Here is a 17001-nt window from a genome sequence, read left to right as displayed (position 1 = left end):
CCATGAGTTTCACCGGCCTGCCTTCGGAAGCCGTGCCCGCTTTGATGACCGGGATCGTTACCCCCCATCCCTCTGCCGCCGGCCGCGCCGATGCCTATCTGCCCTCCCCCTGCATCCAGAACCACGCGGCAAATCTCGCCTTTCTGCCTGATGGCACGCTGAGCTGCGTCTGGTTCGGCGGCACGATGGAAGGCATGGGCGATATTTCGATTTACATGTCGCGGTTGACGCCGGGCTCCGAACGCTGGTCCGAGCCGGAGAAGATGAGCGACGATCCGGAAAAATCCGAACAAAACCCGTTGATTTTCAATGCTCCGGACGGAAAGACCTGGCTGCTCTATACCTCGCAGAACTCGGGCAATCAGGACGGCTCCGTTGTCAAATGCCGCATATCGGACGATGGCGGTCGAAGCTTCGGCCCGGTCCGCATCCTCTGCGACAGCCCCGGCACTTTCGTTCGCCAGCAGATCGTCGTCAACGGCAGGGGCGATTGGCTGCTGCCGGTCTTCCGCTGCGTCGGTCTTAACGGCCAGCGCTGGAGCGGCGATGCGGATACGGCAGCGGTGCTGATCTCGCGCGACGGCGGCGCGAGCTGGCAGATGCGCGATATTGCAGACAGCATCGGCGCCGTGCACATGAATATCCTGCCGCTCGGCGGCGGCGATATGATCGCCTTCTATCGCAATCGCTTCGCCGAAAACATTCTTTCCAGTCGATCGTCCGATGGCGGCGAAACCTGGAGCGTACCCGAGCCGACCGAACTGCCGAACAACAACTCCTCGATCCAGGCCACTGTCCTGAATGATGGAGCAATCGCAATGGTTTACAACCATGCGAACGCAAGCACATCGGATGCGCGCCGCCAATCTCTTTACGACGAAATCGAGGGTGCCGAAGCAGGAGAAACCGCCATTGTCGCCGATATCGGCCGCAAGGCGATCTGGGGTGTTCCGCGGGCGCCGCTCAGCCTCGCGATCTCGAGGGATGGGGCCAAGAGTTTTGCGTATCGCATCGATCTCGATACCGGCGACGGCTTCTGCCTCAGCAACAATTCCAAGGATTCTCTGAACCGTGAATTCTCCTATCCCTCGATCATCCAGGGCGGCGACGGCACGCTCCATGTCGCCTACACCTATTACCGGCGCGCCATCAAATATGTGCGCCTCGCCCCGCAATTGCTGCCGTAAGCGACGCGGCAGCCGGAAGATTGTAAACCTGCATCCAATCGCGCGCGAAAAGATGCTGGGGCGCAGGCGCAGGACCAGCCAAGCGGCAGGAAATTGACAAGACGCGCAGACCGGGGAATGATCGCCGGTCCTTCATGGCCGGCAAGCATTTCCGTCGGCACCAATCAATTAACATACTGATATTTATGCATATTATTGCAGGCACAAGACAGCTTGAAGCGTAACGGACCACATATCGGACGATAAAAATTTCCACACCGTGGAATGCCGGCTTGACATTGATCTTACAACTTTACAATAAATGGGCGACACTATCGCCGCAAGATCTCGCAGGAGGACTGGTTCATGGCCAGCTTGGATTCGCCAATCACGATCGTTCGGCCGCATCTGATCGAATTCGGCATCGGCACGGCGGCAAAGCTCGGCAAATGGGCTGCCGAGAAAGACTATCGGCGCACGCTTGTCATCTCCGATGCCTTCAACGCCTCGCGGATCGACCTGCTGGAATTGAAGGGCGAGGTGACGGTCTTTGCCGAAGTGACGCCCGAGCCGGATACGGCAAACCTCGAAAAGGTGCTCTCGGCGGCAAACGCCGCCGACGCCGAGCTGATCGTCGGCTTCGGCGGCGGCAGCGCCATGGACCTGGCAAAACTTGCCGCCGTTCTTGCCGGCTCCGCACAGACCTTGCATGACGTCGTCGGCCCGAACAAGGTGCATGGGCCGCGCAAGGTCGCACTCGCCCAGGTGCCGACGACCTCGGGCACCGGCAGCGAAGCCGGCATCCGCGCGCTCGTCACCGACCCCAGGACGATGGCCAAGCTTGCGGTGGAAAGCCTGCACATGCTGGCCGATATCGCCGTCATCGACCCGGGCCTGACCTTCACCGTGCCGGCGCGCACGACGGCCGCCACCGGCGTCGACGCGATGGCCCATTGCGTCGAGGCCTTCACCAACCGCAAGGCCCATCCGATGGTCGACATCTATGCGATCGAGGGAACGCGGCTGGTCGGTAAATATCTCGCCCGCGCCGTCAAGGACGGCAACGACGCCGAAGCGCGCGCCGGCCTGTCGCTCGCCTCGCTTTACGGCGGCTTCTGCCTCGGTCCGGTCAACACCGCCGGCGGCCATGCGCTTGCCTATCCCCTCGGCACGCGCTGGCATGTCGCGCATGGTGCGGCGAATGCGCTGATTTTCCCGCATGTGCTTGCCTTCAACACGCCGTCTGCGCCTGAGAAGACGAAAGCGGTGATGGAGGCGCTTGGGCGCCGGACCTCCGACAATATCGCATCTGTCTTCGATGCGGCTTACGCTTTCTGCGCCGAACTCGGCATCGAGATGAAACTCTCCGCCCTCGGCGTGCCGGAAAGCGATCTCGACGCCATGGCTGACGACGCCTTTGCCATCCGCCGCCTGCTCGACAACAATCCGCGCGATCTGACGCGCGCCGATATTCGCTTGATTTACGCAGCGGCGTTCTAGAAGGGATTTTGACGATGGACAGGAATGCGAAAGTCGCCGTGACGCTTGGTGATCCCGCCGGCGTCGGCCCGGAAGTGATCGTCAAGGCCCTGGCGGCTCTACCCAAAGAAGAGCGCCGCGATTTCGTCATCGTCGGCAATGTCGAAGCGCTGGAGCGCGCCGACCGCGCCACCGGCGCCGGACTGAAATTCGGCCCTGCCGATGCCGCGAGCGACGACAGGATCGCCGTCGATGAAGTCGCGCTCGGTGCGGCCCTGCCCGAGATCGGCAAGGTCAGCCCGGTCGCGGGCGACGCCTCGGTGCGTTATATCACCCGCGCCGTCGATCTCGCCATGTCAGGGCAAGCCGATGTCATCGTCACCGCGCCGATCAACAAGGAGGCGATGAACCTTGCCGGCCATCACCATGACGGCCATACCGGGCTCCTCGCCCATCTCACCGGCTCGAAGAGCTCCTTCATGCTGCTTGCCTCCGAGCGGCTGAACACCATCCATGTCTCCACCCATATCTCGCTGAAAGGGGCGATCGAGCGCGCGAGGACGGAGCGGGTTCTCGCCACCATCGAAGCCGGCCACCGGCATTTCCTGCGGCTCGGCAAGAAAGCGCGCATCGCTGTTGCCGGCCTCAATCCGCATTGCGGCGAAAACGGTCTGTTCGGCACCGAGGACACGGAATTCCTGGCACCCGCCGTCGAGCAGGCGCAGGCAAAAGGCATCGACGTTGTCGGGCCGATCTCGGCCGACACGGTCTTCGCCCGCGCCTATAATGGCGCCTTCGACCTCGTCATCGCCCAGTATCACGACCAGGGCCACATCCCGATCAAGCTCGTCGCCTTCGAGACGGCGGTCAACGTCTCGCTCGGCCTGCCGATCGACCGCGTCTCGGTCGACCACGGCACCGCCTTCGACATTGCCGGCACGGGCAAGGCCAACCACGTCAACATGCTCTCGGCCATCGCCTATGCAAGGCTGATGGCGCGCTCGCCGCGGCGGGATGTTATCGAGCCCGGCGGGTCCGTCTAGCCATCGTTTTGTCTAGGAGACGAGCGGTCACATAGGCAAAACAGACGACTGCGCCGAGAAGCACGAAGAAGGCGAGAGGGCCATTCACCCCGATCGAGCCGGCAACCGGCTTGAAAACGCCGATCATACCGCGGTGCAGAATGTAGACGGGGTAGGAAATATACCCGATCCATGTCGCCAACGCCTCCAATTTTGCCGGCATCTCCAAAAACAGGCCAAGCATCACGATGAGCGGCGCCAGGGCCATCGCGAACATCAAATCGTAATAAGGCCGCAGCACAGAAGGAACCGGTGCTGCGATGCAGATCATCAGAAGCAGGCATGGCACTAAGGCGGTCCATCCCTTCCTCCAGGCGGGCATACCGCCGAACAGACGGCTGATCACCACCCCTGCGGTAAATGAAAACATCACCCTTGGGAGGCCACCGACCGCGGAAGGCCATTCCCAACCGATATTCAACATTCCGTACTTGAGACCGACAACAACCAAAAATGCAGCCGAGACTAAGGCAACGAGGCAGAGGGCGCGGATGGAGAGCCGAAAAAGCCATAAGGCGAAGAGTATGTTGACCAACAGTTCCCAGAACATCGACCATGCTGGACCATTGATTGGAAACATCCCCTGCATCGGGCTTGCTTGAAGGAAATACATCGGGCTGGGCAGAAAAGCCCCGTTGGCAGCTGTTGACACCATGAGGTCAATGACACTTTGTCCTCTCAGCCCCCAGCTTGTCAGCAGCATGATTTGAGCGAGACCGACTAAAATTCCGATCAGATAGAGCGGATAAAGACGTTTGATTCGAGCCGCCATGAACGACTGGAATGGCAGACCGCGCGAAAGCCGTTTTCCGTAAATCTCCGCGATAATAAACCCGCTGAGAACGAAGAAAAAGTCGACGGCCAGATAAGCGGAGGGGGCATATCTCTCTTGGAAATGTGTAGCCACAACGCAAATGGCGGCAAACCCGCGCATTGCATCGAGAGAATAGTAACGGCTGCGGTCGGTAATCGAGACTCCCACATTGTCAATCGCCGGTGGTGCATAAGCGCGGTCGAGACTGGTCATCTTGTCGATTATCCTATCACACTTCATATCTGACGGCTCGAACCGCAGCGCAGGTCGCTGCGGTTCGAGCCCGCATATCACGATTGATGGGCGACAGGGTCGACAATCGCGTCCCTATTGGTTTTGCGCTGGCGCACCTGCTTTATGCTGCCGATCAAGACATTCAAACGCGCCCTGCAGAGGACAAATATCAAGCAGCAGTAGGCCGTCCCACCTGCAGCGATTTCCACGGCCAAACGTGGATAAGGCGACCAATGCATCAGCGCTTCATGCAGGATCAAGACGACAGCAACCATGCCCGCGCAAGCCAGGCTTGGCCGAAGGAATTGCATCAGATAGGCCCCGACGCTGAGTTCAATATGCCGCGAAACCTTCCAGCTGGTGATCGGCCAAAACAACAGAACCTCGATCATGATGGCGAAAACAATCGTTGTGACGCCGTAGGGATAAAGAACTGCGATCGTCGCAAGCGTGAGAAGATTTCGTGCCAACTGGTAGTAGAACCACCAATCCATCTCCCCCTGACTCTTGATCAAGGATGCCTGCACGTAGCCGATCCCAGCCATCAATCCGATGACGCAGTAGAACCGAACCGGCCAAACGGCCTCGATCCAATGCGCGCCGAAAATCGTGGTGATCGCATCGCCGGCAACTGCGGCAAGGCCAATGAACACCGGGTAGGAAACCAGAGAGCAGCCAAACGTTGCCATCAGGAACGCTTCTCGGACTTTCTTCGGGTCGCTTCGCAAGGAGGAAAGCAACACGTGCGTGACGGATGTTAAGCCCCCCGCGATGACGTTGTTGATCATATCAAACAAGCGCTTCGAAAAGTTATAGATACCGAGTGCCGATGGGCTCAGGAGCACGCCGATGATCAAATTGTCCAAGCTCATGGTCTGCAAAAACCGAGTGCCGGAAGCAAAAAAGCCATAGTGAAGAAGGTCGTTCAGGCTTGCTCTCTTCACGTGAAGGCCGGGCGCCCACCCTGCCCCCCAGAAGGCGGCGCCGCATGATGCCGCTGTGGCCGCGATCTGTGCAATCGCAAGCGCCCACAAACCGAAGCCGGCGAGAACCAAAACAAGGCAAATGCAACCAGAAGTGATCGTGGCTATGACGGTCCGCACGGCCACCAGATGGAATGACATCTTTCTGTTGACGATCGCATTCGGAACGATGGCCGTGAAATCGAAGAAGACCTTCAGCCCGATTATATAAATAAGTGACGTGACTTCCTTATGCCCGACATATGCCGCGATCGGCGATGCGGCGATACACAAAACTCCGTAGATCAAAAATGAAAAAGCAAGGGAAAGCAGGAATATGGTATCGAGATGGCTACGCCTTATTTCGGCTCGCTGTATGATTGCTTCACCAAATGCGGTCGGTCCAAAACTGCCTGCAAACGACACGATACTGAATGCCAGGGCGACAAGACCGAAATCCTGAGGTTGGAGAACGCGAGACGTCACCACGAAAACTGCGAAGGTGAGAACTGTCGGAATAAGCGTACTCATCGCCGACCAGAAGGCACCCGTTACCGCTGCGGCGGATCGGTTTTTACTGACATGGCTGAATAGAATATCATCGTCTCGTGCAACCGACAAAACTGAACTCCTATGGGGAATCAAACTATAGAGGGATGAGGGACGAGATCTGGGGCGGGAAGACCGGGACGCAGATCTATCGGTCGACTCGACTTGTACCAAGTGCCATTCATCTCATAGGGAAGGCGGGACATGGCCGCCAAAATCTCACCGGCATTTGTCGCTTTCTCCACCAGGAGAGAGTCGCCAGTCCAGCTGCTGACGAAGTCGTGCAGCCTGCTTCCGTTTCTCGCAACCGCGACATGCGGCTTATTGAGCAAAAGACAAAGAGTATGACCATGCAGGCGGTTGGTGATAATCCGTTCCGCGCCGGACAGCATCTTCACGCCATAATCGACATACCGAGCAGCGACATCCTCGTGATGTTGGGCCGCCATTTCGGAGCGGCTGAAGCCACGCCGCATTGCGGCCTTGACGACACTCGCCTTGCGCAAGCGCGACAAACCATCCGGACCGTTGATCCAATTGGTCAGGGGTCCGTCAACGATTGCTCGGGCTTCAGCTATATCAACGTCGTCCTCTCCAAAAGGCTGCATGACGTATAGTGCCCTGAGAGGATCGGCTTCGAACGGTTTCAGCAGGTCGATACCGAATGCCGTGTCCGGCCCAGTCTCGACGTCGCAATCGAAGTTCGCTTTTGCCAGCTCGAAACTCCGCTCATCGCGCGTCATGAAGAAAAAATTGCGATGTCTGCCAATCGTCCGCTTCGCGTACTCCAAAAGTGCCTCATTCGCGAAATCGATTGCTTGAGGCATCTGAATGATGGTTCGATCCGGATATTTGCACGCCAACCGATAGCGAATGTCATCTCTGCCGATCCGGGCATCTCCAAAGTCGGCCCAGCCGCAAATAAATATTGGAGCGTCGCCGGGCGTGGATTTTATATCATTGATACTTTGGAGAGAGCCGCCGGTAAGTACCGGCAGGCGCCCTGTTACCTCCTGCAATACTTTTGCCAATCCCAACCAACTTGCGTGGTGACCGGGATCCTTATTGGATGGAAAATCCATTATAATGTAAGGCTGTCCTTTACTAACAAATTTCCTTACCGATTTAATCAACTTTTCCTGCAGTCGCCGTATTACAACTTCGCCGAGATGATACATATATTCTACTTGCATTTTCAAAATTGGATCAGCAATTACATGCCCAAGTTTAGGAGTCAATTGGACTGCCGTGCGTCATAGCTACGCACCAAATTTGCCTTACTTTTTAAGGTAAACGGGAACGAGGTTCGGGCCTTGCGCGCACTGGGCGAGATGCGCGAAACGTGGGCCTATCACATGCCGAACAACCGGCGGTCCCAATAGACGGGTTGGTGGAGGCTGACCCCGATCGATCGGAATTCCGGGTGGGCCGGGTTGATCAGCACGTTGCGGTCGACCCGGGCAACGACGCTCGGCAACAGCAGGATGGCGCTGCGCTTTTCCTGGCACCATTTTTCACCGAAAGCCTTGCTGACGCCGGCCGGCATGCTGTCCCAGCCCGGCAGCGCCGGCTCTGAGAAGACTTCGTAGCTGAGCCCGCGCGGCATTGATATCGTGACGTAATGCTGGTTGGGCGGCAGCCTGCCGCTGCCATGGACGAGTTTTTCGAGCAGCGCCGTCGAATAGTGCTCGCTCGTATAGATGATCGGGCTGCCCGACGTGTTCCACCTTCCCGGCGCGATGGTCGAGCCGGTGGCGTCGAAGATCGGGTAGGTTCCGTTGGGATCTCCGATACGGATGGATGTCAGCGTACGGTCAAGACGCTGCGCGCTCACGCAGCGGTGCCGTATTTCAGGCTTCCGAGAATATCGAGCACGAGCTCGCCGCCGATCTCGCTCTGGATGACGACGTCGATCGGCCGCCTGTCCTCCAGCATCGCATGCGGGCGAAACAGGAAATCGCGCGCCTCGGCCTCGGTCTGCCAGAGATCGAGCGCCAGGCCCCAGACCCGCGCGAGACGGGCGAGTCTTATGCCCTCATCGGAGGAGAGCCGATGCTTGGACTTGCGCCGTTCATAGGTGGCCTTGGGAACGAGCCGATATTTGAACTGGGTGTCATCAGGGGCCAGAAGAAGCGCCATGCGGTCAAGCGCTTTGACCGGCAAACCCGCTTCGATGCTGGAGAGCAGGCCGAAGGCCGAACGCGACGCCGGTTCCCTGGCAGGCAATCCGAGAACGTCGGCAACGACAGCAAATCCCGTCATGACAATGGCTCCTCTTCACTTGAGGTTATATTTAGTCTCAAGTGGACCGGCGATCAAGGGCGTCATTTGCTGGCGATCGTGAAAAGCGGCCCTCCACAAGATCGGCGGCACGCTCGATCGTCTTTCTTCTAGGAACGCCAAACGCGGCGCAGCGCCAAATATCAGCGGCTGCGTGATCGTCATGCCGAGAGCCTGGCTGGTGGTTCGACACCTATGGCATCGATCGTTTGCGGCAAACCCCGGCCATGAACGAGCTTGCGATCCACCCAGTCTTTTTCTCGGAGAGCGTCTTTTTGGAAATTCGTTTCTCCTCATTCTAATTAGTCCACTTAATTTATAGAAATAGATTAATTGGAGAGTGGTCATGAGCATCGAAAAATCCGGAAGCCGTTTGGGAAGGCGAGACCTGTTAAAACTGTCCGCAGTGGCCGGGGTCGCCGTCACCGGCGCTTCGCTCGCCGGGCAGAAGACGGTTTTGGCGGCCGGCGAGGAACCGTCGCTGAAAGGCAAGCGCATCGCCATCAGCGCCACCGGCACCGATCACTTCTTCGACCTGCAGGCCTATAATGCCCAGATCGAAGAGGTGAAGCGCCTCGGCGGCGAGCCGATCGCCGTCGATGCCGGACGCAATGACGGCAAGCTGGTGTCGCAACTGCAGACGCTGATCGCCCAGAAGCCGGATGCGATCGTGCAAATCCTCGGCACGCTGAGCGTCATCGACCCCTGGCTGAAGAAGGCGCGCGATGCCGGCATCCCGGTTCTGACCGTCGACGTCGGCTCGACCAATTCGATCAACAACACCACCTCCGACAACTGGGGCATCGGCAAGGACCTGGCGCTGCAGCTCGTCTCGGAAATCGGCGGCGAAGGCAATATCGTCGTCTTCAACGGTTTTTACGGTGTGACCCCTTGCGCGATCCGCTACGACCAGCTGGTCAATGTCGTCAAATACTTCCCCAAGGTGAAAATCCTTGAGCCGGAACTGCGCGACGTGATCCCGAACACCGTGCAGGACGCCTTCACGCAGATCACCGCAATCCTCAACAAATATCCGGAAAAGGGTTCGATCAAGGCAATCTGGTCGGCCTGGGATATTCCCCAGCTTGGCGCGACCCAGGCTTTGGCGGCTGCGGGACGGACGGAGATCCGCACCTATGGCGTCGACGGCAGCCCCGAGGTGCTGCAACTCGTCGCCGATCCGAATTCGCCGGCCGGCGCCGATGTCGCCCAGCAGCCGGCCGAAATCGGCCGCACCGCCATCCGCAACGTCGCCAAGCTACTCGCCGGTCAGACCCTGCCGCGCGAGACCTATGTTCCGGCACTCCTCGCCAACAAGACCAATGTCGGCGAGGTCACCAAGCAGCTCGGCATCGGCTGACAAGGCTCACGGGCGATCCGGCCATATCCGGATCGCCCGGCATCGACGCGCCCGGAGAGATCAATATGACGGCCATTTCATTGAGCCGGCCGGTGACGGCACCAGACGACATCATCCGCCTCGAAGGCATCGTCAAGCATTTCGGCGGTGCGCAGGCGCTGGCCGGTGCGTCGCTGATCGTCAGGCGCGGCACCATCCACGGTCTCGTCGGCCAGAACGGCGCCGGCAAGTCGACGCTGATCAAACTGCTGGCCGGCCTTCACCAGCCGGATGACGGCCGGATCGAAATCGAAGGACAAACATTCGACAGGCTGACGCCGCATCTTGCCGAAGAGCTCGGCATCCATTTCATTCACCAGGACCGGCTGCTGGTGCCGACATTTACCGTCGGCGAATCCCTCTTCCTCGGCCGGGAACCACGCATATCGCGCACGCCCTTCCTCGACCGGCGTCTGATGCAACGACGCGCATCCGATATTCTCAACGACTATTTCGGTCTCCGTCTGCCGAACGCCGCCCTGATCGGCGAATTGTCGACGGCAGAAAAGCAGATCGTCCAGATCACCCGCGCCCTCCTCAATCAGCCCAAGGTGCTCGTCTTTGATGAGCCGACGGCCGCATTGGTGGCCCGCGAGGCCGATATCCTCTTCCGGCTGATCCGCCGCCTGCGCGATGAAGGCGTCACCATCATCTATATCTCGCATTATCTGAACGAAATCGAGAAACTCTGCAACCACGTCACCGTGCTGCGCAATGGGCTTGATGTCGCCGCCTTGCCGATCGGGGACACGTCGGCCGCAGCGATTGCCCGGCTGATGGTCGAGCGCGACATCAAGGAAATGTTTCCGAAGCCACAGATCACATCAGGCGAGGAGATCCTCAAGGTCGAGCAGCTGTCGGCGCCGGGAAAATACAGCGGCATCAGCTTCACACTTCGCCGCGGCGAAGTGCTCGGCCTCACCGGCCTGCTCGGCTCCGGCGCAAAGGAGCTGGTTCGCACTCTCTTCGGGCTGGAGACACCGGCTTCCGGCCACATCGAAATCAACGGCAAGCCTGCCCGTATTGCCAGCCCGACGCAGGCGGCCGGCCGCGAGGTGGCGCTGGTGCCGGAAGATCGCCGCCGTCACGGCGTCGCGCTCGACCTCAGCGTCGCGGAAAATATCAGTCTTTCAAGCCTTGGCCGTTTCACCCGTTTCGGCTTTCTCGATCGCCGACGCGAACAGACCGAGGTCGATGCGCTGATCGCGCGACTGCAGGTGAAGACCAATGGGCGGAATTCCCTGCTGCGCACGCTTTCGGGCGGCAACCAGCAGAAGATCGCCATCGCCAAATGGCTGAGCCGCCGCTCCGAGGTCTATCTTCTCGATGAGCCGACTGTTGGAGTCGATATCGGCTCCAAGGTCGAGATCTACACGCTGATCGGCGAACTCGCGGCGCGCGGCGCCGGCGTCATCGTGCTGTCTTCGGATCTGCCCGAACTCGTCGGCATCACCGATCGCATCCTCGTGCTCTTCCGCGGGCGCGTGGCGCACGAATTTAAATCGTCGGAGACCAGCGCGGATGCCGTGCTGGCGCAATCGACCGGATCATCCGAGGGTGTGCGCCATGTCGGCTGAAGTGGAATTCGCGCCCTCCGGCTTTGCCGCTGCTGAGCCGCCGGCCCGGCCGGCCGGCAATATTGCGGCTGCGGCTTTGCGCTTCGGGTCGCTGATCGCTTTTGCCGCCATCCTGCTGATCTTCTCGCTGACCGCGCCCTATTTCCTCAGCATCGGCAATATCGGCAACGTGCTTGGGCAATCGGCCATCTCGGGTGTGCTTGCCATCGGACTGACCGTCGTGCTGATTGCCGGCGGCTCCAATGTCGTCACCGGCGGCATCGATCTGTCGCTGGCGGCCAATATGGGCCTCAGCGCCGCCGTTTATGCCAGCCTGACGCAACTCGGCTATGGCGATGCGACAGCGATCACGGCATCGCTCCTCACTGGCGCGCTGATCGGCACGGTCAATGCGATTGCCGTGGTCTACGCCGGCATCGTGCCGCTGCTCGCCACGCTTGCCGTCATGAATATCGTCGCCGGCCTGGAGCTGGTGCTGACCGGGAATACCGTCCTGCCGGCCTCGACACCGTTCCTATCGGCGCTTTCGGCTTCGGATCCTTTCGGCATACCGGTTCTTGCCTATGTGCTTCTCGGCTTTACGGCGATCACAGCCGCAATCGTCCAGCACACGCCGCTCGGCCTGCGTCTCTATGCCGTCGGGGAGTTTCCGGAGGCAGCGCGCGCCGCCGGCCTGCCGCTTCGCCGACTACTATCAGGCGCCTTCGTCGCCAGCGGGCTCTCCGGCGGCATCGCCGGTACCCTGTCCGTTTCCTATCTCAGCGGCAGCACGACCGGTTCGGGCGAGATGCTGCTGCCTGTCGTCGTCACGGCTCTGCTCGGCTCGGTCTTTTCGCGCCGGCTGGTTCCGACAGTCACCGGCACGCTGCTTTCGGCTTTGCTGGTCGGCTTCCTCACCAACGGTTTCCAGCTGCTGAACATATCGAGCACGCTAGTCAGCGGCGTCCAGGGAGTGCTCATTCTCATCGTCGTTTCCGCGACCACGCTGCTGCGCCGGCAGGAGGCCTGACCATGTCGCTCCAGACATCCACACCCGTCATCTCAGGCTTGCCGGTTCTCATTGCCCGCGGCCTGCTGCGCTATGGGCTGATCCTCGCGCTGATTGCGGTATTTGCCACTTTTTCCGTGGCAACGCCGACCTTTCTGACGCTTGCGAACCTGCAGAGCATCCTGGTCAATAATTTCACGCTGCTTGCCATCGTCTCCATTGCCATGACATTTGCCGTCGCGTCGGGCGGCATCGATCTTTCGGTGGGAACGGCGATGGATTTTGCCAGTTTCGCCTTCGTCTCGCTCGTGCTTACCGGGCAGCCGGTGGCGATCGCAGCACTCGCGGGACTGGCGGCCGGCGCATTCGTCGGCGCCTTCAACGCGTTTTTGATCTCTGGGATCGGCGTGTCGCCATTCCTTGCCACGCTCGGCACATTGTTCATCGGCCGCAGCGTCCAGCAGTTGCTGACCAATGGCGGCAATCCGGTCTATCTGCCGCCGAACGGCGTGCCCGAAGCCTTTCGTTTCCTCGGCCACGGCGCGATCGCCGGCTTTCCGGTGCCGCTTGCCGTCGCCATTGTCGTCATCGCGGCCGCCGCGGTCGTTTTTGCCCGCACCCGTTTCGGCCGCGTCATCCTGTCGATCGGCATCCAGCCGGGCGTCGTGCGTTATTCCGGCATCGCAGCGCCGGCCCAGGTCGCGGTGACCTTCATCCTGGTCGGCTTGATCGCGGCAATCGCCGGCCTGATCCTGACCGCCACCGTCACCACCTATATTCCGTCCTCGGGCAATGCCTTCCTGCTGAACGCCATCGGTGCGACCTTCATCAGCACGACGCTCAGCCCGCTCGGGCGGCCGAATGTCGGCGGCACCGTTCTCGGCGCGCTGCTGCTCGGTATCGTCGCCAACGGGCTGCTGCTGACCGATCTGAACTTCTATTGGCAGCAGGTCGGCACCGGAACGCTGATCTTCGCCGTACTCGCCGTGAGCTTCATCAACCGAAAGACCGCAGGGGGCGCATGAGAGACGCGCCGTCGCGGTCGTATTCTCGAAAGCCGTCCTATCCCGCCGAGGCGTCCGAAATCATCCGCGAGACGGCATTCTTCCAGCCGATGATCTTGGCCTGCCGCTCGCTCTCCTCCATCGAGGGGTTGAAACGGCGGTCGCAGGCCCAGGCCTGCGCAAAGTCCCGCCTGCCGGGCCAGATGCCGGCTTTCGAGCCGGCAAGCCAGGCAGCCCCGAGCGCCGTCGTCTCACGGATCGCGGAGCGGTCGACCGCGGCCCCCGTCATGTCGGCCAGGCACTGCATCGTCCAATCAGAAGCCGCCATACCGCCATCGACGCGCAGCACGGTTTCCAGCTGGTTGACGCCCCAGTCCTTCTTCATCGCCACCAGCAGGTCGAGCGTCTGATAGGCCACGGATTCGAGCACGGCGCGGGCAAATTCCGCCGGTCCGCTGTTTCGCGTCAAGCCGAAGATCGCGCCGCGTGCGGCCGGATCCCAGTAGGGTGCGCCGAGGCCGGTGAAGGCGGGGACGATATAGACCTGCTGCCCGGGATCGGCTTTGGCCGCAAGCACGCCCGCCTCCGATGCCTGATCGATAATGCCGAGGCCGTCGCGCAGCCATTGCACGGCGGCGCCGGCGATGAAGATCGAGCCTTCGAGCGCATAGGTCGTCTCGCCGTCAAGCCGGTAGGCGATCGTCGTCAGCATGCGATTGGAGGAGGAAACGCGGTCCCTGCCAGTGTTCAGCAGGGCAAAACAGCCGGTGCCGTAAGTGGATTTCATCATGCCGGGCTCGAAGCAGGCATTGCCCACGGCCGCCGCCTGCTGGTCGCCGGCAACGCCGAGAATCGGAAGCTCCGCACCAAACAGCGCCTTGTCGACGTGGCCGAAATCATCGGCGCATTCCCGGACCTCTGGAAGCATCACGGCCGGAATGCCGAGAATGCCGAGAAGCTCCTCGTCCCAAACACCGTCATCGATATTATAAAGCAGTGTTCGCGACGCATTGGTCGCATCGGTGGCGTGCACACGACCATCAGTCAGATTGTAGATCAGCCAGCTGTCGATCGTGCCGAAGCAGACGTCGCCCATCTCCGCCTTCTCCCGCAGGCCGTCGACATTGTCGAGCAGCCAGCGCAGCTTGGTTCCGGAAAAATAGGGGTCGAGCAGCAGGCCGGTCTTAGCGGAAAACAGCTTCTCGTATCCATCGGCCTTCAGGCTATCGCACATTTCGGCCGTCCGCCTGTCCTGCCAGACGATCGCGCGGTGAAGCGGTTTGCCGGAGTTGCGGTCCCAGACGACCGCCGTCTCGCGCTGGTTTGTAATGCCGATCGCGGTGATGTCGGCGGCATCGCGACCGGCATCGGCGATCGCCTTGCGCACCGTCTCTACGACGGACTGCCAGATTTCGGCCGCGTCGTGCTCGACCCATCCGGGCTGCGGATAATATTGGGTGATTTCCGCCTGCGCCAAGCCGGCCATCTTCAAGTCGCCATCAAAGATGATCGCGCGCGACGACGTTGTGCCCTGGTCAATTGAAAGAATATAGCCGCTCATATCCGTCTCCGGCTCGCACGAAACCGCTCCGCCCGGCAAGGAGGGCGGATGCGGAGATTTCATGAGAGAAAGATTGTGGGTGCCACCGGCTTGCTGCCGGTGGCAGGAAGTGAATGGCCGGAAGCCTCGTTGCCTCCGGCCGAGGTCCGCCTTACTTCGACTGCCAGCTCTTGACGAGTTCGTCGTAGTTGACGGTGACCGGCTTTTCCTTCTCGTTCTCGATCTTCAGCTGCGGCGCAAGGTTGCCCTTCTTCACCGCATCCGCGTTCCAATAAGCGAGATCATGCTCTTCGGCGAGCTTCGGGCCGATATCGCCCTGGACGCCGGATTTCTCGATACGGCCCATGACTTTCTCCTGCTCGCCGCAAAGAGAATCCATGGCTTCCTGCGGTGTCTTCGCACCGGAAGACGCATCGCCGATTGCCTGCCACCAAAGCTGAGCCAGCTTCGGATAGTCGGGAACGTTGGTGCCGGTTGGCGACCACTGAACACGCGCAGGCGAACGATAGAACTCGATCAGACCGCCGAGCTTCGGAGCACGCTCCGTAAAGCTCTTATCGCGAATGGTGGATTCGCGAATGAAGGTGAGACCGAGCTGGCTCTTCTTCACGTCAATCGTCTTCGAGGTCACGAACTGTGCATAGAGCCAGGCAGCCTTCGCACGGTCCGTCGGGGTCGATTTCATCAGCGTCCAGGAGCCGACGTCCTGATAGCCGAGCTTCATGCCGTCTTTCCAGTAAACGCCATGCGGGCTCGGTGCCATGCGCCATTTCGGCGTACCGTCTTCGTTCATGACAGGCAGGCCAGGCTTGACCATGTCTGCGGTAAAGGCCGTGTACCAGAAGATCTGCTGCGCGACGTTACCCTGTGCCGGAACCGGACCGGATTCCGAGAAGGTCATGCCCTGAGCTTCCGGCGGTGCGTAGGCCTTCAACCAATCGAGATACTTCTGGATCGAGTAGACGGACGCCGGGCCGTTGGTATCACCGCCGCGCGCGACGCATGAGCCGACGGGACGCGACTTTTCGTCGACCTTGATACCCCATTCGTCGACCGGAAGGCCGTTCGGCAGGCCCTTGTCGCCGTTGCCGGCCATCGAAAGCCAGGCGTCGGTGAAGCGCCAGCCGAGCGACGGGTCCTTCTTGCCGTAGTCCATGTGGCCGAAGACCTTCTTGCCGTTCTCGTCACGGCCGGTAAAGAATTCGGCAATGTCCTCATAGGCCGACCAGTTGACCGGAACGCCGAGGTCGTAGCCGTACTTCGCCTTGAAGTCGGCCTTGTTCTTCTCGTCGTTGAACCAGTCGTAGCGGAACCAATAGAGGTTGGCGAACTGCTGGTCGGGAAGCTGGTAGAGCTTCTTGTCAGGCGCGGTCGTGAACTTGGTGCCGATGAAGTCGTCGATATCGAGGCCGGGGTTGGTAACGTCCTTGCCTTCGCCGGCCATCCAGTCGGTCAGGTTGCGCACCTGCTGATAGCGCCAATGAGTACCGATCAAGTCGGAGTCGTTGACCCAGCCGTCATAAAGATTCTGACCGGTCTGCATCTGAGTCTGGATCTTCTCGACAACGTCACCCTCTTGAATGACGTCGTGCGTGACCTTGATCCCGGTGATCGCAGTAAAGGCCGGAGCCAGAACCTGGGACTCATACTGGTGAGTGGTCAAGGTTTCCGAAACGACCTTGATCTCCATGCCGGCGAAGGGCTTCGCAGCATCGACGAACCACTGCATTTCCTTTTCCTGGTCGGCGCGAGAGAGCGTCGACATGTCGCCGACCTCTTTATCCAGGAAAGTCTTTGCCTCGTCCATGCCGGCATAGGCCGACCCGGTCATGGCCAGCAGTACCGCTGCTGTCGTTGTCAATAAATGCCTTCGCATAATATCCTCCCAGGGTTTGCGATTGCAGTC

The 17001-nt window shown here is 60.2% G+C and carries 15 protein-coding genes; 7 read left to right on the top strand and 8 right to left on the bottom strand.

Annotated elements, in window-relative coordinates; genetic code table 11:
• The first annotated feature begins 2 nt into the window (after positions 1 to 2).
• The 3 genes from AMK05_RS23955 to pdxA all read left to right on the top strand — a co-directional run bounded on the left by AMK05_RS23955 (position 3) and on the right by pdxA (position 3688).
• Positions 3 to 1187: a sialidase family protein gene (locus tag AMK05_RS23955; RefSeq protein WP_064841813.1), complete on the top strand. Its 1185-nt coding sequence runs from the start codon at positions 3 to 5 to the stop codon at positions 1185 to 1187.
• A 345-nt stretch (positions 1188 to 1532) separates the two neighbouring features.
• Positions 1533 to 2666: an iron-containing alcohol dehydrogenase gene (locus AMK05_RS23950; protein WP_064841812.1), complete on the top strand. Its 1134-nt coding sequence runs from the start codon at positions 1533 to 1535 to the stop codon at positions 2664 to 2666.
• A 14-nt stretch (positions 2667 to 2680) separates the two neighbouring features.
• Positions 2681 to 3688 carry a 4-hydroxythreonine-4-phosphate dehydrogenase PdxA gene (gene pdxA / locus AMK05_RS23945; protein ID WP_064841811.1) on the top strand — a complete coding sequence of 336 codons (1008 nt, stop codon included), beginning with the start codon at positions 2681 to 2683 and terminating at the stop codon, positions 3686 to 3688.
• Here pdxA and AMK05_RS23940 read toward each other — a convergent pair.
• The 6 genes from AMK05_RS23940 to AMK05_RS35340 form a co-directional block, all read right to left on the bottom strand.
• Positions 3663 to 4754, bottom strand: coding sequence for an acyltransferase family protein (locus AMK05_RS23940; protein WP_064842267.1), 1092 nt, complete (start codon positions 4752 to 4754; stop codon positions 3663 to 3665). The two genes, pdxA and AMK05_RS23940, sit on opposite strands and share 26 nt — an antisense overlap.
• 77 nt (positions 4755 to 4831) lie before the next feature.
• Entirely contained in the window at positions 4832 to 6358 is a 1527-nt protein-coding gene (locus AMK05_RS23935) for a lipopolysaccharide biosynthesis protein (protein WP_064841810.1), read from the bottom strand.
• A gap of 20 nt (positions 6359 to 6378) precedes the next feature.
• On the bottom strand, positions 6379 to 7464 hold the full coding sequence (locus AMK05_RS23930) for a polysaccharide pyruvyl transferase family protein (RefSeq protein ID WP_064841809.1): 1086 nt from the start codon (positions 7462 to 7464) through the stop codon (positions 6379 to 6381).
• A 173-nt stretch (positions 7465 to 7637) separates the two neighbouring features.
• Complete coding sequence (locus AMK05_RS23925; RefSeq protein ID WP_064841808.1) at positions 7638 to 8120, bottom strand: RES family NAD+ phosphorylase; 483 nt, start codon at positions 8118 to 8120, stop codon at positions 7638 to 7640.
• On the bottom strand, positions 8117 to 8548 hold the full coding sequence (locus AMK05_RS23920; protein WP_064841807.1) for an antitoxin Xre-like helix-turn-helix domain-containing protein: 432 nt from the start codon (positions 8546 to 8548) through the stop codon (positions 8117 to 8119). Before AMK05_RS23920 ends, AMK05_RS23925 begins: the two co-directional genes overlap by 4 nt.
• A 15-nt stretch (positions 8549 to 8563) precedes the next feature.
• On the bottom strand, positions 8564 to 8731 hold the full coding sequence (locus AMK05_RS35340) for a hypothetical protein (RefSeq protein ID WP_190237348.1): 168 nt from the start codon (positions 8729 to 8731) through the stop codon (positions 8564 to 8566).
• A gap of 181 nt (positions 8732 to 8912) precedes the next feature.
• On the opposite strand from AMK05_RS35340, the gene AMK05_RS23915 reads away from it, so the two are divergent.
• The 4 genes from AMK05_RS23915 (at position 8913) to AMK05_RS23900 (ending at position 13555) form a co-directional block, all read left to right on the top strand.
• Positions 8913 to 9926, top strand: a complete 1014-nt coding sequence (locus AMK05_RS23915; RefSeq protein ID WP_064841806.1) for a sugar ABC transporter substrate-binding protein — start codon at positions 8913 to 8915, stop codon at positions 9924 to 9926.
• Positions 9927 to 9991: 65 nt separating this feature from the next.
• On the top strand, positions 9992 to 11542 hold the full coding sequence (locus tag AMK05_RS23910; protein WP_064841805.1) for a sugar ABC transporter ATP-binding protein: 1551 nt from the start codon (positions 9992 to 9994) through the stop codon (positions 11540 to 11542).
• Entirely contained in the window at positions 11532 to 12551 is a 1020-nt protein-coding gene (locus AMK05_RS23905) for an ABC transporter permease (RefSeq protein WP_064841804.1), read from the top strand. The genes AMK05_RS23910 and AMK05_RS23905 overlap by 11 nt, the downstream gene beginning before the upstream one ends.
• A 2-nt stretch (positions 12552 to 12553) precedes the next feature.
• Positions 12554 to 13555 carry an ABC transporter permease gene (locus tag AMK05_RS23900; protein ID WP_064841803.1) on the top strand — a complete coding sequence of 334 codons (1002 nt, stop codon included), beginning with the start codon at positions 12554 to 12556 and terminating at the stop codon, positions 13553 to 13555.
• A gap of 37 nt (positions 13556 to 13592) precedes the next feature.
• On the opposite strand, the gene glpK is transcribed toward AMK05_RS23900, so the two are convergent.
• Both glpK and AMK05_RS23890 read right to left on the bottom strand, forming a co-directional pair.
• Complete coding sequence (gene glpK / locus AMK05_RS23895) at positions 13593 to 15095, bottom strand: glycerol kinase GlpK (protein ID WP_064841802.1); 1503 nt, start codon at positions 15093 to 15095, stop codon at positions 13593 to 13595.
• Between the two features lie 151 nt (positions 15096 to 15246).
• Positions 15247 to 16971, bottom strand: a complete 1725-nt coding sequence (locus AMK05_RS23890; RefSeq protein WP_012560081.1) for an ABC transporter substrate-binding protein — start codon at positions 16969 to 16971, stop codon at positions 15247 to 15249.
• Positions 16972 to 17001 lie beyond the last annotated feature (30 nt).

This window comes from Rhizobium sp. N324 (assembly GCF_001664485.1).
Lineage (GTDB): Bacteria > Pseudomonadota > Alphaproteobacteria > Rhizobiales > Rhizobiaceae > Rhizobium.
This window is presented reverse-complemented; position numbering and strand designations above follow the sequence as displayed.